The sequence below is a fragment of the Bacillus sp. JZ39 genome, from assembly GCF_053903145.1.
The window spans coordinates 3,908,687-3,931,332 of record NZ_CP096389.1 but is presented as its reverse complement, the minus strand read 5'-3'; the positions used below and the strand labels follow the sequence as shown (position 1 = coordinate 3,931,332).

General features: G+C 36.6%; 19 protein-coding genes and 1 pseudogene. 17 read left to right on the top strand and 3 right to left on the bottom strand.

The window, feature by feature from the left end; genetic code table 11:
• Window positions 1-937: 937 nt before the first annotated feature.
• The 14 genes and pseudogenes from M1D65_RS20120 (at window position 938) to M1D65_RS20055 (ending at window position 16,740) form a co-directional block, all read left to right on the top strand.
• Entirely contained in the window at window positions 938-1,171 is a 234-nt protein-coding gene (locus M1D65_RS20120) for a helix-turn-helix transcriptional regulator (protein WP_064671699.1), read from the top strand.
• Complete coding sequence (locus M1D65_RS20115) at window positions 1,168-1,524, top strand: DUF2178 domain-containing protein (protein WP_124072563.1); 357 nt, start codon at window positions 1,168-1,170, stop codon at window positions 1,522-1,524. Before M1D65_RS20120 ends, M1D65_RS20115 begins: the two co-directional genes overlap by 4 nt.
• A 23-nt stretch (window positions 1,525-1,547) precedes the next feature.
• Window positions 1,548-2,429, top strand: a complete 882-nt coding sequence (locus M1D65_RS20110) for an ABC transporter ATP-binding protein (RefSeq protein WP_064671701.1) — start codon at window positions 1,548-1,550, stop codon at window positions 2,427-2,429.
• A complete protein-coding gene (locus tag M1D65_RS20105; RefSeq protein ID WP_064671702.1) occupies window positions 2,401-3,126 on the top strand; it encodes a hypothetical protein in 726 nt (241 codons plus the stop codon). Before M1D65_RS20110 ends, M1D65_RS20105 begins: the two co-directional genes overlap by 29 nt.
• An 896-nt stretch (window positions 3,127-4,022) precedes the next feature.
• Window positions 4,023-4,184: pseudogene (locus M1D65_RS20100) on the top strand (abhydrolase domain-containing 18); the annotation flags it as partial.
• Between the two features lie 144 nt (window positions 4,185-4,328).
• The gene (locus M1D65_RS20095; protein WP_124072819.1) at window positions 4,329-4,994 is read left to right on the top strand and encodes an alpha/beta hydrolase; all 666 of its coding nucleotides are present in this window, start codon (window positions 4,329-4,331) and stop codon (window positions 4,992-4,994) included.
• A gap of 7 nt (window positions 4,995-5,001) precedes the next feature.
• Window positions 5,002-6,369, top strand: coding sequence for a sensor histidine kinase (locus tag M1D65_RS20090; protein ID WP_064671704.1), 1,368 nt, complete (start codon window positions 5,002-5,004; stop codon window positions 6,367-6,369).
• Entirely contained in the window at window positions 6,362-6,937 is a 576-nt protein-coding gene (locus M1D65_RS20085) for a response regulator transcription factor (protein ID WP_064671705.1), read from the top strand. Before M1D65_RS20090 ends, M1D65_RS20085 begins: the two co-directional genes overlap by 8 nt.
• Window positions 6,938-7,303: 366 nt before the next feature.
• On the top strand, window positions 7,304-7,498 hold the full coding sequence (locus tag M1D65_RS20080) for a plantaricin C family lantibiotic (protein WP_064671706.1): 195 nt from the start codon (window positions 7,304-7,306) through the stop codon (window positions 7,496-7,498).
• A gap of 61 nt (window positions 7,499-7,559) precedes the next feature.
• Window positions 7,560-7,751, top strand: coding sequence for a class II lanthipeptide, LchA2/BrtA2 family (locus M1D65_RS20075; protein ID WP_064671707.1), 192 nt, complete (start codon window positions 7,560-7,562; stop codon window positions 7,749-7,751).
• Between the two features lie 17 nt (window positions 7,752-7,768).
• Window positions 7,769-10,696 carry a type 2 lanthipeptide synthetase LanM gene (lanM, locus tag M1D65_RS20070; protein WP_064671708.1) on the top strand — a complete coding sequence of 976 codons (2,928 nt, stop codon included), beginning with the start codon at window positions 7,769-7,771 and terminating at the stop codon, window positions 10,694-10,696.
• 32 nt (window positions 10,697-10,728) lie between these two features.
• A complete protein-coding gene (locus M1D65_RS20065; RefSeq protein ID WP_250541113.1) occupies window positions 10,729-12,873 on the top strand; it encodes a peptidase domain-containing ABC transporter in 2,145 nt (714 codons plus the stop codon).
• Window positions 12,854-15,646 (top strand): type 2 lanthipeptide synthetase LanM, encoded by a 2,793-nt coding sequence (gene lanM, locus M1D65_RS20060; protein ID WP_185198681.1) that lies wholly within the window; start codon window positions 12,854-12,856, stop codon window positions 15,644-15,646. The genes M1D65_RS20065 and lanM (M1D65_RS20060) overlap by 20 nt, the downstream gene beginning before the upstream one ends.
• Window positions 15,634-16,740 (top strand): MDR/zinc-dependent alcohol dehydrogenase-like family protein, encoded by a 1,107-nt coding sequence (locus tag M1D65_RS20055; RefSeq protein WP_064671711.1) that lies wholly within the window; start codon window positions 15,634-15,636, stop codon window positions 16,738-16,740. The genes lanM (M1D65_RS20060) and M1D65_RS20055 overlap by 13 nt, the downstream gene beginning before the upstream one ends.
• 757 nt (window positions 16,741-17,497) lie before the next feature.
• Here M1D65_RS20055 and fbp read toward each other — a convergent pair.
• From fbp to M1D65_RS20040, 3 genes are all read right to left on the bottom strand, one after another.
• On the bottom strand, window positions 17,498-19,423 hold the full coding sequence (gene fbp / locus M1D65_RS20050) for a fructose-1,6-bisphosphatase (RefSeq protein ID WP_064671712.1): 1,926 nt from the start codon (window positions 19,421-19,423) through the stop codon (window positions 17,498-17,500).
• 203 nt (window positions 19,424-19,626) lie between these two features.
• Window positions 19,627-19,788, bottom strand: a complete 162-nt coding sequence (locus tag M1D65_RS20045) for a hypothetical protein (RefSeq protein ID WP_041850297.1) — start codon at window positions 19,786-19,788, stop codon at window positions 19,627-19,629.
• A gap of 28 nt (window positions 19,789-19,816) precedes the next feature.
• The gene (locus tag M1D65_RS20040; RefSeq protein WP_033882776.1) at window positions 19,817-20,527 is read right to left on the bottom strand and encodes a GntR family transcriptional regulator; all 711 of its coding nucleotides are present in this window, start codon (window positions 20,525-20,527) and stop codon (window positions 19,817-19,819) included.
• A 156-nt stretch (window positions 20,528-20,683) separates the two neighbouring features.
• Here M1D65_RS20040 and M1D65_RS20035 point away from each other — a divergent pair, with 156 nt between their 5' ends.
• The 3 genes from M1D65_RS20035 (at window position 20,684) to bglA (ending at window position 22,558) form a co-directional block, all read left to right on the top strand.
• Window positions 20,684-20,839 carry a PTS transporter subunit EIIB gene (locus M1D65_RS20035; RefSeq protein WP_077670844.1) on the top strand — a complete coding sequence of 52 codons (156 nt, stop codon included), beginning with the start codon at window positions 20,684-20,686 and terminating at the stop codon, window positions 20,837-20,839.
• 90 nt (window positions 20,840-20,929) lie between these two features.
• Window positions 20,930-21,100: a PTS glucose transporter subunit IIA gene (locus M1D65_RS20030; RefSeq protein ID WP_284675459.1), complete on the top strand. Its 171-nt coding sequence runs from the start codon at window positions 20,930-20,932 to the stop codon at window positions 21,098-21,100.
• A gap of 18 nt (window positions 21,101-21,118) precedes the next feature.
• Window positions 21,119-22,558: a 6-phospho-beta-glucosidase BglA gene (gene bglA / locus M1D65_RS20025; RefSeq protein ID WP_064671713.1), complete on the top strand. Its 1,440-nt coding sequence runs from the start codon at window positions 21,119-21,121 to the stop codon at window positions 22,556-22,558.
• Window positions 22,559-22,646: the final 88 nt, after the last annotated feature.

Sequence of the window (22,646 nt, the reverse complement as noted above, 5' to 3'; positions counted from 1 at the left end):
TTAAAATATAAATCCCGAAGGATTGATTGGGGAGTTGTTAGTAACCATATTATAGGCAGGAGCCGCTAGAACTCCTGCTTTCTAGGATATGGGCATTAAATAGACGCTACAAGTAATTGCCTGAATTACATAGTATCTAAACGTTCTTTTAGGTCTAAAAATTCTTGAAGTTGAGTACGTATAAAGTCAGTACTGACTTCAGTATGATTTTTACTGTTGATCTGTGAAAACTCTTTCCTGTTCTTTGTTCGTTACCAAGCTTATTGAGTGGTTGGCAATTTTCAATCCCCATCAACATATGTAGAAAAGATCATTTTAACTATTTCTGCTTCTACGGAAAATTTAATAGCTCCTTATTTTCACTCCATTATCAAAGAACCGTACATCATTGTATTCCCCTTCTTTTGCCTTTCGATCATCTCCATATTTACCAGTGAGGAAAAATTATAGTATTGAAGCATTAAAAGGCCAAATATCACTTTCTTTTAACAAGTAATTAGCCTTTATTCTTTCACCATCGGGCTCGATTGTTCACAAATGCATTCGCCTAAGGCTAAGAAATTGTAACCAAAACAACCTCTCTTGCGCATAAAAGTATCATAAATAGGATTCATATTAAAGAGAGTATTTTTGTACTATACGAGAATGACGACAGTACATCAAGAACTGGTGAAGCTGGTTCAGGAACTTAAAACATAATTTGAAAAATCCCTCAGAATAAACTTACTGGTACATTGGCTTACTAATTTGACGTTGACCCGATAACAGATCCTCATTAATCAGTGTAAATGCCTCAACTATTTGCGTATTTCCAATTACCGAAAAAAATGATTTTAAAGATCTGTCTAATCACAACATAAAGAACATCATACTTTTGTATAAGTTAACTTTACTTTTATAAAAAAACAGTTTATAATTCGATCAAGAGGTGAAAGTCATGAGGAAAAATTTAGGTGATTCAATCTCAAATAAGGTTTATGAATATCGTGTACTTGCCAGATTGTCTCAGCAAGAATTAGCAAAGAAAGTCGGGGTTTCCAAACAAACCATCTTCGTAATGGAAAAAGGAAATTATGTTCCGACTCTGCTGTTAGCTTTTCGAATTGCCGAATTTTTTAATGTGGATGTAAACGAGATTTTTACTTATGAGAAAGGAAATGATCAACAATGAAAATGAATTCGATCTCAGATACTATCACTAACGCAATTTTTCTCCCTTTAAAGTCCTGGGCTGAACATTCTCAAGGAAACTGGAGTATTCTCATTGGTAGCGGGTTTGTATTGCTTTTAGTCGGATTGATTCTGACAATCGTAATTCATAAAAAAATGGGTAAGACTGACGAGAGAACAGACCAAATCGCTTTAAAAAGTTGCCTCTGTATGTTATATGCACTAATTTTGTGCGACTTGATTTTCCCAAAAGAATATATGTGGCAAGTTTTCTTCTTATTTAAGTATTCTATTGCATTCTTCGCTTCAGCAATCTATCTAGCCGTTCGATATAAAAAAGATTTTTTAAATTAAAGAACTAAATAGGAGGATTAGAAATGCATATAAATTCAATTGCCAAGAAATATAGTAGCTCTGTAGTTTTAAAAGGAATATCTTTTGATTTTAAACAAGGAGAAATCGTTGGTTTAATTGGAAGTAACGGTGCTGGAAAAAGTACTCTTATGAAGATCATTGCTCAAACAATTCAGACATTCGATGGATCTGTTGAAGACAATAATCATGTTGGATACTTAATTGAGGAACCCAAACTATACAGTAATAAGACAGGATTAGCGCATCTGTCCTACTTTTCAGAAATATACGGAAATAAATTCAAACTTAGCGAATACGAGGAACTTCTAAAGGGTCTACAATTATTTGATGTATTGAATAAAAAGGTGAAAGAATATTCTTTGGGAATGCGGCAGAAATTAGGCATTGTCATAAGTTTATTGAATAAGCCAAGTTACGTTATATTAGATGAACCAACAAACAGTATGGACATAGAAACATCCCTTGAAGTATTACAGCAATTAAGAAAAATGGCTACTGTGTGGAATATCGGTATCTTGATTTCCAGCCATAAGCTAGAAGATATTGAAACAATCTGTGATCGAGTTTTGTTTATAGAAAAAGGCACTATTTCCGACGAACAACAATTTAGTAAGGAGAGCCAATCTATTCTAAAATTAGTTTTTGATAATCCTACTGACTTAGCAACATTTATCGAGAGCCAGGAGTTCGGAAGTATTATTCACACAAGCGAGAGAACAATTCAAATTGAAACGACAGCAGAAAATACTGAGATATTTAAATTCTTAAATCAGTTGAAGATAAGGTTAATTGATTTTACTGCTGAGAAAAAAACGCTTCGTAATGTCTATATGAACAAATTAAGGGGTGAAGATCATGATACTAAATATCAAAAATTACGTTAATTACAATTTTAAAGAACTAATTAAAAAGGGCCATTTGGCTGTTGGAGTGTTGGGAGCTTTTGGACCAGCACTACTCGTGAGTTACTTTATATTAACAGCAAATACGCCGTTTAACATTAAACATGTCTCCAATTTTTATTGTATGTTGGGGATGTTGGCGGCGGTATTACACCCGCTTTATTTTGTCAATAGGGATTACTCTTCTAAGACAATTTCGTTAATTAACAACTCAAAACAAAACAGAAAAAACTATGTATTGGCCAATGTCGTAATTGCACTACTTGTGAGTTTACTTTATGTAGCATTGGGAATAGGTTTACTTCTAGTTACACAACAACTTGGAGTGCCTGGAGAATTGAAGGTTACCTTCCTTCTGGGATTCTTTGTTAATGTCTTTCTTCTAGTGCTGACTTATTTCTTGTTAGGGTATATTTTATTATTATATGGTGTTCGAAGTGGTGCAGTTTATGGTATTTTAACAGCAATGTTACTTTTTTTTCCTAATATTTTAGCGAATATTTTGGAAAGTACTCATAACAAATTTCTTTCAGGCTTAATTGAAAATTTTCCTGGTTATTTCTATCCAGTTATGGTTGGCTCAAATCCACTTTCGCTTCTACAGTACTTCATTGGTTGTTTTATTTTAATCGTACTTTTTGTACTCGTGCTCAAAAAGAGCAAAAAAATTGAAATATAAGAGTATGTTCAAATTTTAAAAAAAGTAATAGACTGCCCTTGTTCTTAGCTAAAATATAGGATAAATTAAACGAATATTCAACTTACTCCATGGTGACGAGTCGAAGAGAGAAATTTTTCTCTTCGACTTTCTTTGTACAGCGCTGAAACAACTTCAATTACCTGCAGAAGTGTAAGTGAATGGATGACGTTTCCACAAGAGATTTAGGCTTATTTGAAGGTTACCCTACTCTGTTTCCCAGATCTTATGCCATTTTGAGGAAAACCATGTTGAAAAATGGGTACCGTTTTACTTTAATTTCATTACCAATCTACCTCACTAATTGCTACCTCAAGGTCTTTCAACAAACAAACCACAAATCCTTTCGACCTTACAATGAAAAAATTTTTTCCTAAAGTCTTTTCTAAGCATCAAAACCATATTGACATAATTCATGAATATCAAATACTGTATGGTAACCACCATTCTTGATAAGAGGGTCACATTAATTTGGATTGTAAAATCCTATAAGCCTTTTCAAAAATTTAAAACGTGGAAAGGCTTTTCGTCATGCCCTCATAAGTAAAATGTTACATTTTTTGTGAATTTAAATATTAATAAAAACGTTGCATCCCTTGTTATATATGGTGTACAACGTTTTTTATGCGTTCCTTAAATTTTTTTTATTCTACATGTATTCTTTATTATTAATTGTTGTTCATCATTTATGTCTTTTATATGAAAATGAAATTTCAATAAGATTTCCTAATGATTGTTAATGTATACTTATAGTGGTAAAATCTAATCAGTTCGTGGCATTAAAAATTTCCACAGATGGTTTAAAATACCTAAGTAGCTTTGAGGGATAAAATGCAGAGAGAAAACACAATATTTTAAATAATCAAGGAGGACAGAAAGTGCACTTTTCAGAAATGATAGATCGTTTGGCTTTATATGATTTACACAGAAAAAGAAGCAAGGATAAACACTTTTCTGCTGCTTTTACAGCCAATATAGATGATAGAGAGGAAGTTTACAGTGCAAATATAGCTGATGTTTCAATTGATTTGAATAAATCTAAAAAAAGTTATAGGGTTGGTACATTTAGTTATGAATCCTTAATTCAAACTGGGAATCTTGTTAATGATACTTTAAAAGGGGAGGTTTTTTTAAATAAAAATGATATAGATCAACCCAATGTCATCTTTGTACACGGTTGGCGCATGGATTCGTACAATAGGATCAAAAAAATATTTCATAATCGTATAATGAACGATTTAGGCTGGAACATGTATTATTATTCTCTTCCATACCATTTTGAAAGAGAACCGGAAAATTCACTGTATAGTGGCGAGTTGATGATTAGTGCAAATATTGATCGTACAATTGAGTCGACAAGACAGGCCATTGTCGATTTACGGGCGTTAATTCACTGGATAAAAGCAAATAAAAAAGGACCTGTTATCATAGTGGGAGTAAGCTTAGGGGGATGGGTTACTAATCTAATTGCAACCCTAGAATCCCAAATTGATGTAGTGGTATCAATCTTTTATGCCAATCGCCTTTCTTATTCAATATGGAACACGATCCCAGGTAAATTCATAAGAGAAGAATTAGAACAAAATGGTGTGACTTATGAAGATTTAGTGACGTATTGGAATATCACAGATGCTAGTCAAGCTTTACCGAAAGTTAATAAAGATAACATTCTGCTGATTTCTGCTAAACATGATCAGTATATTGACTTAAAAGATGCAGATTATTTATGGGAAAGTTGGGGGAAACCCACAAGATATGTCTACAATTGTGGTCATTCAGGCATTGTTCTTTGTCGCAAAAAGCTGGCAAATGATACGCTTTCATTCATTCAAAATAAAATAAAAAGGTAAGATTACGATGCTTATACTTACTGCGTTACTTTGGTTGATGAGTTCTATTCTATTGCTCACATACCCAGAAAATGAAAAAACCAGATGGGGAAGTTTCATTGGCATCGGTGGGGGTTTTGGTGGATTAAGTGTCTTATTATCATATGTTTTTGATCATGCTTCTAAATGGATTCAATTTTTGCATTATCTGTCTTCGTCAATAGGACATTATGGAACTGCATATGCAATTTTAATTTTCGGCTTAATATTTTCAGATACAATAAAACCAAGGCAAAAACTTCTTTGGAAGCTGTTATTATTCATTCCCGTTATCATCATGCAGGTTTTTTTCACAGATTATCCTATATGGGGGACGCAGCATGTAATATTATCCCTTTGGGTTGTTCCTTATGTTTTTATATCATTGGCTTTGATGGTTTACTCTGCATATTCGGAAACGAATAAGATGGCTAAAAAACAAAAAATACTCACTTGCTTAGTAGTCGTGCCAACACTTATTTTTGCAGTGTTCACAAATATTATTTTAGAGGCTTTTGGGGTATTCGGAATTTGGATGCTCAATCCGTGGGTTATAACAGCAGCATTTTTGCTATTTATCTACTTCATCACTAAATATGGCTTTCTAGGCGTTCAAATAAAGTTTGAAAAACAAAGACGTGACCTAACAATGAAAGCTGTAACATCAGGTACAGCTTTGTTAAACCACTCAATAAAAAATGAAGTGGCTAAAATTGATTTGTTGGCGAATCAATTGAAAGATACTCATAATCAAGAAAATAATGATGAAACCATTGATTTGATTTTAAAGTCTGCAAATCATTTGTTTGAGCTTTCAAGTCGTATTCAAAAAAAATTAGATATTATGGAGCTGAAGGAATCCGAGTTTCGTATGAGTGATTTAATCAAGTCAAGCATCGGCTTACTTCAACCACAGATTTCAGAAGTTGACATATTAAAAAAATATGAAGTGGATGCACAGGTATATGGAGATTTCGTTCATTTACAAGAAACAGCTATAAATATAATGAAAAACGCTATAGAGGCTATGGGAGACAGCAAAACACTGACAATTAGAATCTATGAAACTCGCAAAAACATTCATATAGATTTTATAGATAACGGAAAAGGTATTGAGAAAGATAAGCTTTCAAAAATATTAGATCCCTTCTTTTCAACAAAAAAAAAGGTGGGGAATTTTGGTCTTGGATTAACATACTGTTATAACGTTATGACAAAACATAAAGGTGATATAACTGTAAAAAGCCAATTAGGCCATGGAACAACAATAACATTATCATTGCCAAAAAACAGAGTTCTTAATATTACACCAATCCAAGAATATAAGAATAATTTGTCAGGGGAATGTTATGGATAAAATTAGATTAATGATTGTTGAGGATGATGCGGTCTGGATGAAATGTATATCTGAATTGGTTCAAAAAGAGACCGATATCATAGTTGTTAGTCAAGCATTTACTAAAGATGAAGCTCTTCAAATTGATTCTTCAGACGTTGATGTTGTATTAATGGATTTAACTTTATCTGAAGGTGAAGAGTTAGGCGGGCTTCATTTGTCTAGGGAATTAAATGAGAAAGGTTTTGAAAAGATTATCATGTTAACATCTTGGGACGAGCCAGAAGTCATCTTAGAATCGTTCGATATAGGAGCAACAAATTATATAAACAAAACCTCTTATAAAGATATTCCAAAGGCGATTAGAGAAGCATATTCAGATAAAGTAAGCTTTAATGCAGACGTTTCGAGTTTGCTTATCAATGAGCTTAGATTAGAAAGAAAGGCAAGTGTATTAACACCTGCGGAACGCGAAGTTTTCAAGTTAAAGGAAAAAGGACTAAGTAGAGCCCAAATAGCTGAAAAATTGTTCAAATCGGTTGAAACGATTAAAAAGCAGCTAAAAACAATAAAAGAAAAAATCAAATGAAATCACGATTTTAAAGGGAGGGGTATAAAATTACCCCTCCCTTTTATTTGGAAAATATTGTAGAGTATTATTCGTCAACGAATTAAAAAATTTCCATAATAGCTCACGGTCTTCATCATTTAATTGAGCCAGAGCTTCTGCAAAGGGGGTGATGTTTTTAATAGAGGAAGGATATTTACTGTAAGAAAAGATTGGACTGGCTCTATTTCCCATTCAGACATTGGATTTAAAAACGTTGAGTAGTTGCTATTTATAAGGTGTGTTTGCTTTATCTGAAACAATGGTAATACATTATAATCGGGAACTTCTAGTGTTTCATAATTTAGTCAATTTTATCTGAAATAGATAAAGAAAAGGAGAAATAATATGAAGACTGAATTCAGTAAATTACAAAAAGAGGTTAAACAAGAACAAGTTACTTGGTTTGAAGAAGTTGTAGATCAAGAATTTGATGATGATGTATTTGGAGCATGTACTACAAATACATTCTCTCTAAGTGATTACTGGGGAAATAAGGGTGGCTGGTGTACTGTCAGTAAAGAATGTATGGCTTGGTGTTAATAATTAGAAATGCTTTTATGTGATAATGTCAAAAAATATTATGTGAATAGGGGATATGACAATGAATGATAAAAAGTCTATTGCAAATAATAGTTTAAAAAACGAGCTAGAACTTGGAAAATACCTTGAATCAGATATGATTGCATTAACTGAAGATGATGTTGTTGGTGGTTGGACACCGGCTTTATCTGTTATTACAGGATATATTTCAAGTAACACTTGTCCGACTACTGCTTGTACTCGCGCTTGTTAAAGGAGAGATAAAATATAATGGTTATATATAGGAAACAGTTTTACCCGGAACTTGAAAAGGCGGATTTCGATGAACACATTGCACCACTTCTCCATTATATTGATGATTTGCCTCCGCATTCTCCAGATAATCTGAAGAATGTGGAGAGTTTTAAGGACCGGGAACTTTATCCCTATCATAACCCTTGTAGGATGATTGCGCGAAACATCTGGGAGAAAGTCTGGGACTCAAAGATGGACAAGCATCTCGTTGAGCCTGAATCATTCAAAAAAGCTATCTGTGAGTTGTTCTCACAGATAGCTTTCTCCTACCTAATAAGATGTTTTGCTGAACAGATTAAAACATTACCCAAGGGGTCTATGAATTCAAAAATGATTTATGAGTACTATACCCAAACATTAATGGATACGGAATTTAAAGAATTTGCGGGTACTTACTCAATTGCATGGGGAAGATGCAATAATGTATTAGAAAATAAGGCAATTGCAATCAAAGATACTATTCAATTGACTCAAAAACATCGTCTGAAGATAGAGGAAAAATTCAGCATTCCATGCACTAGCCGTATTGTTTCTGTAGAGTCAGGTGGAGACACACATAATAATGGGTCTTCAGTAGCGATTATTACCTTTGAACAAGGAGAAAAGCTTGTTTTTAAACCACGTTCAGTCTCCGGAGAACTTGGATACACGAATTTTATTCGTGAGATTAACAAATTTATTTCTCCAAAGATGCCTTCTCTGACTGTTGTTGATTTTGGAAAATATGGTTTTACATCTTTTGAAGAAACCAATGAAGACAAGAAGGATATGTTTCAGGCAGGTAGATTAGCATGTCTAATGTTTTTATTAAATGCTTCAGATATGCACTTTAGTAATATATTATGGACAAATGAGGGGCCACTTCCAATAGATTTGGAAACTTTGTTTCATCCATCTCGGGTTAGAACTGGAATTCCGGAGGCTAAAAGAAGCGCATATTATGCAATGGAGAAGTCAGTATATGGTACAGGTGTACTTCCAATATCATTAGGTAAAAAATCAAGTAATGGTTCAGTTGATGTCGGGTTCACTGGTATTCGTGATCAGAATAGTGTAAGTCCTTTTAAAACCTTCGATATAAAAGATGGTTTTTCTTCAGATATAAAAGTTGTCTGGAAACGTCAAAGTATTGATAATGCTCTATCGACTGATCCCGATTTAGAAGCGTTGATACATGAAAGATGTGACCAAATTATCGATGGTTTCTCTGATTTTTTCATGCAAATATTTGATCAAAAGGATTTGTTTATTGACGCAGTTATAAAGTCATTTAGAAACGCTAACCTTCGCTATATACATAATATGACGTATAGATATGAACAACTTTTACGTATCTTAACAGATGCAGAGCCATCCAGGAATATAGACACGGCACATGCTTTATTGTCGCGCATTGGAATACTGAGTATGACAAGTGATATTAATTTGGTTAAATCTGAATCTAAACAACTTTGGAATGGGGATATACCATACTTTTCTGTCAATTTTAAAGGAACAGAAGTTTTTTGTGGAAATGAAGTTGTTTCTTCTATTTCAACAAGTCCCGAATCAGCATTTATTTTGAAGATGAAAAGTCTCACAAAATCAGACTTGACTAAACAAATCAATCTAATACGGCTAGCTTTTGTTGCTAAGTTAGCAGATCCCCATACTGATGGAACGTTAAAATTAGAAGAATCAGAATCCACTGAAGAAGAAAGACCTACATTAGAAAGACTGAACACATTAAAAGATGCCAATGTTTTAAAGCATAGGGAAATAATTTCTTGGTTTTCAAAATCATTAACTGAATCACTTTTAGACGATCGCTATGAACATTTACCTAAAACTTGGATTGGTCCTGTTGCACGATTTGGGCAAGGCTGGACGCCAGGAGTTTTAGGATACGATTTATATAGCGGAAGAGTTGGCCCGGCACTTGCATTGGCAGTGGCTGGTAAACTTTTATCGGACGATATTGCTTTAAAAGCTTCTTACGATATTTTTGAAAAATCAGCGAAAATTCTTGAGGATAGAAGTTACGAACTTAGAAATGTCCTTCTTTCTGGAATTGGTGCATTTTCTGGAGTTTCAGGGCTACTGTGGACATTATTTTCAGCAGGGGATATCGTCGGAAACGAAAGATGGAAAGACATAGCTGTTAAGTCTTGGCCAATATTGCATCGTTCTTTGGAATCAGAAGATAATAATTTTTTCGATATGATTACGGGAAAAAGCGGTTCGATTGTTATGAGATACCGAATGCAGGAAGATTTCAAATTAAGTGATGATATGATCAATAAAACTCTCTCATTGGCATACTCAAGAATTAATGATAGTGATGCTAAAACAACTTCAGGATTGGCCCATGGATATAGTCAATTACTTTGGTTTTTTGCTTTGGTCAATCAAAAACAAGAAAAAAGCGAGATAAAAAGAGTGATTGAAGAGATTGATTCGATTATCTGTAACAAGTACACAAATAATAATGGAATCATAGAGACATATAAAGATGCCGGTAATGAGCATGTATCATCATCTTGGTGTAATGGTTTAGCAGGCCTATTAATAGCCTATTACGAAGCATACAAATCAAAAGTTCTGTCTCGAGAATCAGTGCTCAATATAATCGGTCAGCTAAAAAGGATCCCTATCTCACGTATTCCGGTACTTTGTCACGGAAGCCTGGGAATAGTAGAGGCGCTTGAGTATGTAAGTGAATCATTTCCAGAAGAAACATCAGAAATTCTTTTAGAAATAAAAACAACTTTCGGCTCTCCAGAATACATTTTTAGTTACTATAAAAACGGGAAAGGTCGTTATCCGTTAAGCCCAGGATTGATGGCGGGTCAAGCTGGTGCACTATTGCACCTTTGTAAATCACTTGATCCTAAAATTAAAATTTCCCCTTTAACGCTAACATGAAAATATTTTCTGAAATTAAAAAAAGAAGACTCATGCCAACTTTACAATTAGCACAATCAGAATGCGGGCTATGTTGTGTTAAGACAATTCTGGAGGCTTATGATTATCAAATTTCACTTTCAGAGCTCAGACAAGTTAAAGAGCCGGGCAGAGACGGTCTAGGATTCCAACAACTAAAAAAATTGCTCTCTCATTTTGGGATGAATGCCAAAACTTATCGAATAAAAGACACGAGGGCACTTAAGGTAATAAACTATCCAATCATAGCTTTTTGGAAAGGGTATCATTTTGTTTGTGTCGAGTCATATAATGAACATGAAGTAATAATCATGGACCCATCGATAGGTCGGATAAAAATTACCCAATCGGAGTTTCTCGAAAATTTCCAAGAGTATGTGCTAGCTACTGAACCTGGAATAGATTTCAAGAAACGCAGCGTTAGTAATCTTTCTAGGTGGAAAAAAAAGTATATTTGGCCATCTAATTTGATAGGTCTATATTTAAAAATAGCTATAATGAGTATTGTTTTAGTTGGAATAACATTAATGATTCCCTTATTTACACAGCTATTAATTGACAATGGGTTTGGTGACGCTACTTCTTTTGCTACAATACTCGGATCTCTCATCATAGCATTAATTATTATGGTAATTCTAAATTTTCTCAGAACCTACTTCTCAATAAAGATAATTTATCGTTTTAGTTGGCATCTTCTGAGTGGTGCTTTTACACGTGTTTTATCACTCCCAGCAAAGTATTTTACAGTAAGAGCGCCTGGTGAAATTATTTATCGGCTCAACTCTCTTACACGAATACAGGATGTTTTGGGAACCACATTAGTACAAGCATGTCTTGATTTGGTAAGCGGTGTAGCAATATTAGTCTATGTTTTTTGGATATCACCATGGCTCGGAATTATGATACTGTTGTTTACTTTATCAACTTTTGCCTTTTTGATTATTGCTCAGTCTTACGTAAATTCTGCAACAGATAAAGAACTACACGAGGGGACTAACGCACAAAGCATACAGTTAGATGCTATAGTTTCTATAAATAGCGTGAAACTAGGAGGCTACGTTCAGTCCTATATCGATGACTGGAAACAGCGCTTCAGAAAATTCTTAAATGCAACAAGCCACAGAATGCGTATCCAGCAAGGAATAATAGGATCGATATTATCCGGAATACAAGTATTTGCTCCTTTGATTATTCTTGTTACAGGTATATATATGGCAGAACTAGGTCTCATGACACTCGGGCAAGCAATTGCGGTTCAGTCTATTGTGGCATTATTGTTCGTCTATGTGAATTCAGTATTTACAATTGCATCTGAAGCTCTGGTTGCGGTGCGGTATATTGTATTAGCAGAGGATATATTTGAATATCCTGTAGAAAATTCTCGTAAAGATTCAAAGGGAATGCCTTCAGGATCAGTTTCAATTAAAAATCTTAGTTTTAGTTATACTTCTGATAGTATCCCGGTCATTAAAAATATTAATTTGGATATTTCTGATGGAGAAACGATTGCTCTTGTTGGATTATCTGGATCCGGCAAGACTACGCTTGGGAAGGTAATTGCTAGTTTATTTGAACCTACTAGTGGTTCTATATATTTTGGAGGAATTGAGTATGATGAATATAATCTTGATACATTAAGAGACTCAATTAGCTATATTCCTCAGGAAGTCAATTTGCACAATCGAACTATCATGGAAAATCTCAAGCTCGGCAGTCAGCTTACAGAAGCAGAAATACGGGAGCTTTGTGATTCGTTGGAGTTTATGAAATTTATTAATGAATTTCCTATGGGTTACAATACAGTTATATCAGAAACGGGAGCAAACCTATCTGGAGGACAAAGACAACGAATTCATATAGCGAGAGTGTTACTTCAAACACCCAAATTGCTGATAATGGATGAAGCGACGTCATCACTTGATAATATTTCACAATCATATGTTTATGATGCATTATCAAAACTTAAGTGTACAAAAATTGTTATAGCACATCGGTTAGAGACTATTCTAAATGCTGATCGTATTGTAGTTCTTGAAAATGGATGCATTGTACAAAGTGGATCTCATGAAGAATTAGTTAATATAGGTGGCTTGTATGCAAAATTGTTTGGGGCAGAGCTTGAAAAGGGGAGAGTTGAAAATGCAATTGGCAGCACATAAAATAGTCCTTGCTGTGGAGAGTTACTTTTCGGATGAATTAGAACTTACTAACTATAAGATAAAAGAACTTCTTTCCCGGCAAGACGTTGTATCACATGCTGAGATAGCAGCTACGAACTGTTTACATGCATTATTGGAATATCATGTGTGGAGACTGTGTCAAAAAACTTTTGTATATGAATTTCACAAATATCGAGAAAGTTTATCTTATCCTGCTGATCCTTCATCATCAAAAGCGTTTGATCGATATGTCAGTTCAATTGATAAGGAACTTATAAGCAATTGGTTTACAAAATATGATTGTTTACGAAAAATGGTCACACAATCAGTGAATAATACTTGTTCTTTTATCGAAGATGTGTGCGCTAATTTTAGCAGAGATGCTACTTTACTCTTATCAGAAGGTTTAATTAGTAGAGGATCAAGATTACAAACTATTATGCCTCTTGAATCCGATCCTCACAATGGTTCAAAAGTAGTTCTATGCTTGGAATTTAAACCGTCGAAAAAGGTTCTATATAAGCCTCGGTCTTTAGAGATTGATGTTTTAATCGATAAACTTTTTTCTGATACTCTGAAATTCGATTCTTTACAGAACCATTCACCAGTTGCCCAAACAGTTAATCGGGGTGAGTACGGTTGGCAGAAGTTTGTGCAGCATACACCCATAAGCCAATCAGAGGTCGGCAGCGCTTATTATAATCTCGGTTTATGTGCGGCGGTGTTTAGCTGTCTTGGAGCAACAGATTTACATGATGAAAATATTATTTTTAACGGGAGATATCCTTATTTTGTAGATTTAGAAACTAGTTTACAACCAGCATATAATCGTACATGTGGTTTACTTGACCAATTAATGGAAGAAATGCTTTCCTATTCAATTGCTGCTACGTCAATCATTCCAGCTAAACTCACGATTCCTCGAAAGGTATTGGTTGGTGCTATTAATACACCCTATCCACAAAAAACTAATGAAATGGTTTTTACACTGAAAAACCCAGGAACAGATGCTGTAGATATAGCCAAGGAAAAGATTGATGTAAACCGAACAACTGTACCAATCACGTTAACTAGTAATCAAGCGCCCGATCCACTTCCATTTCAAGAGGATTTTCTTAAGGGCTACTCAGATGGATATGAAAAGATGATGGACAAACGAGAGCAAATTTATTCAATATTTACTGATATTCAATGTTTAATTAGAGTAGTTAATAGACCTACAGTTCAGTATTACTTGATGCTTGATGCGTGCCTATTTCCGGAAAATTTAGTTGACGATACCGCAATAAATCAAGTGCTAAAATATCTTAAGCCACCTAAGTTAATTAGAGATTCTGAAATAGCCAAGAGTATATTAGAAGAAGAAATTCGTTCTTTAAAAATTGGGGATATTCCATATTTTTCTATGAACGCGAATGATAAACGTTTATATTCAGGGGACTTTATTTCAGATGACATATTTGATGTGTCGCCGGAAAATAATGTAATAAGACGGTTAGAGAGCCTTTCACAAAAAAGATTGTTACTTGATAAGCGCTTAATTGCAGAAGGATATTCTGATATTAGAATACATGAGGCTGAGCATAAAAAAGTAGATGATTTGGGTTATCAATCTCCTTTATTTTCAAATGCCTTGCGAAAGGTGACAAAAGATGATCCTAATCCTTTGATTGATTTAATAAGTTCTTTATCAATTACTACCAAAACAGACAATCCTGAAACTGGATGGATTGGAGGAGTGTATGGAAATATCCCTATATCCTATGAATCTAGTCCTCTTATTTCGCTTCATGATAGTGGGGGTATTCTATTTCTCTTGGAGCACCTTACAGAGTATGAAAAAATAGCCAATCGTTCTAAGTACACTAATCTTTATAATCAGGCCAAACGAGGTTTAAAATCCCTTCGTAGTGTATTTTCTTCACAATTAGAATCTGCACCAACATCAATAATTTCAGGATCAAGTTCTTTAGATTTTATATTTAACCATAATAGGAATAGAGTAGAAGAAACAGAACAAGTTGTGTCTCAAATTCAATCAGAGAACATTCCGAATGGTGATGTATTTATTGGCCCGGTAGGTATAAGTCTCATGTTAGCTTCATTTGCGGATACGCCGAATCAGGTTCTGGAAAAACTAGAAGATAAAATTCTCCATGAAAGCCCATCGAGTATGTTATCTAGTGATGGACTAGCGCATGGAAATTTAGGAGTTATATGGGCAAAATTTAGATTATCTTATGCTTTAAATAATACTGAAGGATGTAAGCAACTTTTTAAAAAGGCTGTACAAATATCTTTTCCGAATACTGTTAATACTGCAGGTTGGTGTAACGGAAATTCTGGTTTGCTAATGGTTCTAGCTGAAATGGCAAGAGCATTAAACGAACATTTCAATCTCTATGATATAGCGAGGAAATCAACAATATTACCAGAAAATGGACCTGTAGATTTATCTATATGTCATGGGGCTGCGGGGGTACTTCAATCTCTACTATTTGCATATAAAGCTTCCGGTGATTCGTGGTATCTATCACTTGCAAATCAGTATTGGGAAACTGTATTGGATTTAGCTAATCATAATGGATTTTATACTGGGGAAAAGAATAGAGACTACCTCTTGGGATACTTTCTCGGTTGGAGTGGAGTAGCTGATTCTGCACTTCTGTTAAAGATGTATAATAACGGTGAATCTGCTTGGTTTCCACTTAATCTAAGCTCTGTTTCATATCAACGAAATATATATAAGGAGGATATGGAGTGCGTTCATTAGTGGCAATTAATCCGAGTAGAAAGAATTCAATGGATTATACAGAGCTAGGAATTGTTAAGTTTGGTGAAGTGGATATACTGTTTGGAACAGTTGAATTAGAACAACCTTACTTCGATGCTGAAAATCCGAAGAATCATGAACATGTATTAGTAAGAGTGACAGCTTTTTCATGCAATTACCGTGATAAAGCCATACTACTTGAAAACTACAACTCAATCAAGGATTCTGATCGATTGTTTGTTCCTTTTGGCTCGGAATTTAGCGCAAATATTGTTGCTGTCGGTAGGGACGTACATGAATTTAAGGTCGGAGATCGTGTTATGTCTGATTGTTCATATCCTGATAGCGGAAAACAAGGAATTTTACCGGGTGTAGCTACAAATTTTGCATCGTTGGGTTGGTTGCGTCTTCATAAGAAAAAGATTATAAAAGTACCAAAAAGCTTAAGTGATATTGAAGCCGCCTGTTTTTCTTTGGGTTCCCAAACCGCGTCAGCGATGATAAGACGCTCTGGAATACTTGTGAATGGTGGGAATCCGTTAGTATTTAGTGCACGGTCACACACTTCATTGTTTATTATTCAACAGTTACTCTCTCATGGCATCACTCCTATTTGTTTGTCAACGTCAGAGTGGAGTGATAAAGAAAAACAAAAAATATATCCTAGTCGCGTAGAATTAGTAAGTACAGCTATTAATAGTACATCAAATGATATCGTCAAGCAGAAGATTACTCACGTTTTTGATCCGTTTTTCGATATGAACATCGGCTATGCATTATATTACTTACAAACTGGCGGGACTTATGTTACTTGTGGATTACGAGATCAGCATCCTCTATTGTCTAGTGACACACCAAGTGATGCTGAGCCTGTGGTCAGAGGAGCATTAGAAATGAGTATTGTTAAGAATGTTTCTATTTTAGGAAATTGCCTAGGTTCAAAAGAAGATTTAGAAAGAGCAATTCAGCTACAAAATAGAACGGGGACAAGAATAATCATCGATCAGGAATATCAACTAGAAGATGGTGTGGATTTTGTACAACGATCTTTTTTTGATTCCTCCAGATTTGGAAAGTGTGTTCTGATTCTTTAAAAAACAACTTGTTAAAGGATAGATTTGTCAAGTTAACAACCTAATTTAATTAATGTTGCTGTTACACGAGCAAAAAAAAGCAATATTATAAATCGATGGCAGAGAATGTTAAAGAAATTATAAGTTAAAAGCCAATATGAATACTTTTCTTAATTGGTTATGAGGCCTCTCAATAATTTATTTTGAGAGGTTTATTTTGATAGATAATAGATTGTATAAAAGATAATTTTTGGTTGATTGTTCTTTAAAAAAGAGGGAATCATATAGACTCTATTAAAAATAGACTTAGTGCCTGAAGAGATTTCAACGGGAGGGGTACCTAAACACCTTAAAAACAAAACTATTCAATATGAAATAAGATAGCTAAAAACCTAACTTATACATACAACGGTCCACCCGTACCATAAATAACGATAAGCAGAAAATACATTGCAAAGAACTGGACTTAAACGCCGGGAATGAAAAATTCATTATTCCTATCTGGTCGGTCGAAGTGAAGGTAACGCATCTGCGGCTCCAACGTCGGCGAGTGGGTAAATATGCTCGAAAAATATTACGCAGAAACTGCCCAAAAATGAGTTCTGGCTTTCAAAACACAGCAGTTAATTATTTTTTTTGAAATTATATTCGTATTGGTATTCTTTAAGTACTCGGGGAACGAGAAGAATAACATAACAGACCTTGCTAGCAATTTGCTGTGATAAATGAGCGACCTTAAAAAAGAGCCCAGAGAATGTATCTCTGAACCCCACATCCCTCACTTCATATACCGATACTCCCGCAAACTCTCCAAAATAGCCACTTCCTGTAACAGCTCCTCACCCACATTCGTTTCCTTCACTTTCTTCCGCTCTAGCTCTTTGTCCACTAATCGTTTCACCGTTAAGACGTCGGTTCCGGTGCTTAGGACTTCTGCCTTGGAGTTGAAGTGTTTATGGGCGACGAGCTGCATGCCGTAGGAGTTGTATAGCAGCGTGTAGCCGGCGATGCCTGTTGTGGATTGGTAGGCTTTGGAGAAGCCGCCGTCGATGACGATCATTTTTCCGTTTGCTTTGATTGGGTCTTCTCCTTCGATTTCTTTTACGGGTGTATGGCCGTTAATGATATGGCCATGATCTGGATTGAGGCCGAATTCTGCCAGGATGTTTCGGCAGGTTGCCTCGTCTTCGCGTAAATAATAATACGGGTTTTTCTTTTCTTTATGCGTTTCCTTCTCTTTAATGAAATAGCGCTCAAATGTTGTCATGGCGCGTTTTCCGAAGAGAGAGGAATATTCGCCTGTCCATAAATACCAGGCCATATCTGTCGCCAGGTCATCGGTTTCTTCCGGGTGGGCAAAGGCTTCCCGTAAGAATCGTTCAAATACATCGAGCAGCTCACGGCCCGCATACGGTTTATCCTCAATCATCATCGTTTCCATATTGCCGTTTTCATCGACAGGAATACAGCCATGAATTAACAGGTTGCCGTTATATTTTAAATAAAGGCTGCCTTTTTTCATCATAAAATTCATATGGCGGCCCAGCTTTTCGGAATGCTGGACAGAGAACAGCAGCTTGTCTATGACTTCTGCTTCTTCTTCTAATAGCTGGTCTGGCTGATCCGGATTAATCGTCGCAAAGCAGGTGTTTTCCAGCTGATATGTTTTTCCGTTTAGTGTGATTTCGTTTTTGTCATAATCTATTTTCTCTAATAACAGCCGCTCTTCCATATTAAAGTTCGGCCGTCTCTTGATAATCGGGCTCTCAAGCTTGAATTGGATCATCGCAATCGCCTGATGGATTTTTGTGATTTGCTTAATCTCATCCTCTGGCCTGTTGTCGTCTGCTTTTGGACGGAATGCTGGATTATCATCGTAATATTTTTCGGCCAGGTTCAGCAGCGGTCTCAGGTTGATGCCGTACACGTCTTCAATAATATCCAAGTTATCGTAGCGGGCACAGATGCGGATAATATTGGCCAAGCACACTTTGGACCCGGCATAGGCTCCGATCCAAAGGACATCGTGATTTCCCCACTGAATATCGACAGAATGATAGTTGATCAGTTCTTCCATAATCCTATCCGGCTGCGGTCCGCGGTCATAAATATCGCCGACCACATGCAAATGGTCGACCACCAGCCGCTGAACGCTGTAAGCAAGGCCGGTGATCAGCTTATCGGCTTGGCCAAGTTCAATGATCTGATCAATGATTTCGGAGTAATATTGCTCCTTGTTGCCAGCTTGTTCTGTTTTGTATAGCAGCTCCTCCGTAATATAAGCAAATTGGGCAGGCAGTGCTTTGCGCAATTTGGAGCGGGTATACTTGGAGGAACAATATGAAACGAGCTTAATCATTCGATGAATCGTTTCTTTATACCACTCGTTTAACGCTTCTTTCGCATCAAAGTCATGTTTGATTAACTTCAGTTTGTCTTCCGGATAGTAGACCAATGCTGCTAATTCATCGATTTCTCTATCGTAAATGACACCGCTGAAGATGTCGCGTATCTTCTCTTTGACTCGTCCTGAACCATTACGCAGCACGTGTTGGAATGCCTGATACTCCCCGTGCAAATCACTGACAAAATGCTCGGTGCCTTTTGGCAGGTTCAATATCGCTTTCAAATTAATGATTTCTGTTACCACTTTTTCTTCACAATCGTATTTTTGCGCGAGTAGATCTAGGTACTTGCTTTCCAAAATCGTCCATCCCCTTTTTAGAATAAACCCCTATATATGATCATGTGCATGATAAGGTGAATGTAAAAGTATGACATTGTTTTTCATCATTGGACCTTTATATGATAGTACCGCATAACTGCTTTTATAGACAATTGAAACGAGTGAATAAAGTGAAACACAAAAAAACCAGATGTCAAATCTGGTTTCCTGTTCAAAGCAAACTACTGTTGTTTTTCTTTCACCATCTTTACAAAGAGGAAAAAGATAATGAATACGATAAAGTAGTTCATTGGATTCTTAACGATGCTCATCTCTAGTGAAATCTGTAAGAGTATCCAGAGTGCAAAGATAGCTAGTATGGCAGGAATGATAATTTTGTACATGTCGACCACCTTCCATAGTGCAGCAGCTCTACAGCAAAAAACTATTAGCCTGCACCACAAACTGCGACTGCTTATAATTATACGAAATCTTCGAGTAATCAAACGGCTGCCCATTTGTCAGGTGAAAAATACTTTCTATATACAGCTTCGGCAGTCCAGCCTCTAATCCCAAATATTCCGCTTCCTCCTCATTAAGCTGGTCCACGTGCAGAAACAAATCAGAAAAACCAATCTTCAACCCCAGTCCTTCCCGGATGTAATGGAAGATGGAGTGGGAGACGATTTCGTTGTTTAAATACGTCACGATCGATTTGTTGTAGTAAGACTCTTCGTAGCAAAGGGTCTGCCCGTTGATGTAGCGGACCCTTTTGACATAGTAGATGTCCTCGTCCATTCCAATGTTCAGGTTTTCCGCCGCTTCAGGTGTTGGCTTTCTCACGTCTAGTTCGATGACTTTTGAGGTAACGTTGAAATCCTCGAGGTCTTTTTTAAATCCCTGATTCGACAGAAGGCTGATATAGCCTTTTCGTTTATGTTTTCTGACGAAAATGCCGCTTCCTCTGACCTGAAAGATCGCGCCTTTTTGCTCTAGTAGCTCTAGGGACTTTGTGATTGTGCTTTTGCTGACTTCAAACTGGGCCATGAGGGTTTCCAGGACTGGCAGTTTGTCTCCCTGCTGAAGCTGGTGTTCTTCTATATATGTTTCAATTTCCGCTGCGATTTGCTGGTATTTTAACATACGCATTCCTCATTTATTCGTTTAGTTTCACTGCCAAAATTATAGCATAAACCGCTTACAATGATAGTTAGTGCGTAAATATTTTGTTTCGGTATTGATGAATTATACCGATACAATTATAATGAAAGCGTAACCAAAACGAAGGGGTGGGTGAAAATGTCGGGGAAAGTGAGAGATTATACGAGACTAGCAAAAGACATTTTAGAGGCCGTAGGCGGGGAAGAGAATGTGATTGGGACTTCTCGCTGCGCTACCAGACTTCGATTGGTGCTGAAGCGGTCTACCCCTAAAGCGAAGGGAAGGATATCGTAAAATCGATGCCACCATCCCGGCGTTATTACGGTTGTCATGGTTGCGCCTACAAAGCATGCGATTGGCCTGCGTTGAGCGTCTGGCGTCGAATTGCTTGCGCACATCGGGCTGGATACGGTGACATTAGACGGCACGCCTTTTTCCTTGAAGGTAAAAGAAGGCGATACCGTCAAAAAAGGCGAAGTGCTTGTTGAGTTTGATAAGCTTTCATTGAAGAGATTGAGGAAAGTGCATTACATCAAAAAATATTTACAGTCGTAAGCTGAGGAGGAATTAAACATGGGAAACATGCCAAAGGATTTTTTATGGGGCGGTGCTTTAGCTGCCCACCAATTTGAAGGCGGATGGAATCAAGGAGGTAAAGGGCCGAGTGTCGTCGATGTGATGACAGCAGGTGCACACGGCGTGCCGAGAAAAATCACTGACACGATTGAAGAAAACGAATTTTATCCAAACCATGAAGCCATTGATTTCTATCACAGATACAAGGAAGATATCGCTTTGTTTGCGGAAATGGGATTAAAATGTCTGCGGACGTCCATCGGCTGGAGCCGGATTTTTCCGAAAGGCGATGAGGCTGAACCGAACGAAGCGGGTTTGCAGTTTTATGATGATGTGTTTGATGAATTGCTGAAGCATGGGATCGAGCCGGTCATTACGCTGTCTCACTTTGAAATGCCGCTGCACCTGGCAAGAGAATATGGCGGCTTCAGAAACCGGAAAGTTGTGGACTTCTTCGTCAACTTTGCAGAGGCTTGCTTTACCCGTTACAAAGAGAAAGTGAAGTACTGGATGACATTTAACGAGATCAACAACCAAATGGATGTGAACAATCCGTTGTTCCTATGGACGAATTCAGGTGTTGTGGTTGGCGAAAACGAAAACGCCAAGGAAGTCATGTATCAAACGGCGCACCACGAATTAGTGGCGAGCGCATTAGCAGTGGCAAAAGGAAAAGACATCAATCCAGAGTTCCAGATCGGGGCCATGGTATCACACGTGCCGATTTATCCTTTCTCCTCCAATCCTAAAGATGTGATGCTGGCTGAAGAAGAAATGAGGCAGCGCTATTTCTTCCCTGATGTGCAGGTTCGCGGTTATTATCCAAGCTACGCGTTGAAGGAATTTGAACGCGAAGGCTACAACATCACATTCGAAGACGGCGATGATGAGATTTTAAGAAACGGAACCGTCGATTACTTAGGCTTCAGCTATTACATGTCAACAACTGTGAAAAGCGATGTGAAAAATGATAACACTGGCGATATTGTAAATGGCGGCTTGCCGAATGGTGTCGAAAATCCGTACATCACTTCGAGTGACTGGGGATGGGCGATTGATCCAACCGGGCTGAGATATACGTTAAATCGTTTTTATGACCGATACCAAATCCCGTTATTCATCGTTGAAAATGGCTTTGGCGCAGTGGATACGCTGGAGGAGGACGGCAAGGTTCATGATCCGGAACGCATTCAATATTTAAAATCGCATATTGAAGCATTGAAAAAAGCGGTCACGTACGATGGTGTTGATTTAATTGGCTACACGCCGTGGGGCATTATTGATATTGTCTCCTTCACAACTGGCGAAATGAAAAAACGCTACGGCATGATCTATGTTGATCGTGACAATGAAGGAAACGGATCCATGAAGCGGTATAAGAAAGATTCCTTTGAGTGGTACAAAAATGTCATTCAAACGAATGGCGAGGACCTATAAGAAGCTGGCCCGAATCGAGCACGTTTACCGGAGTGCCTGGTTCGGGTTTTTTCTGTAGAAAAAGAAAAATCCGCTATCCTGCCAATCT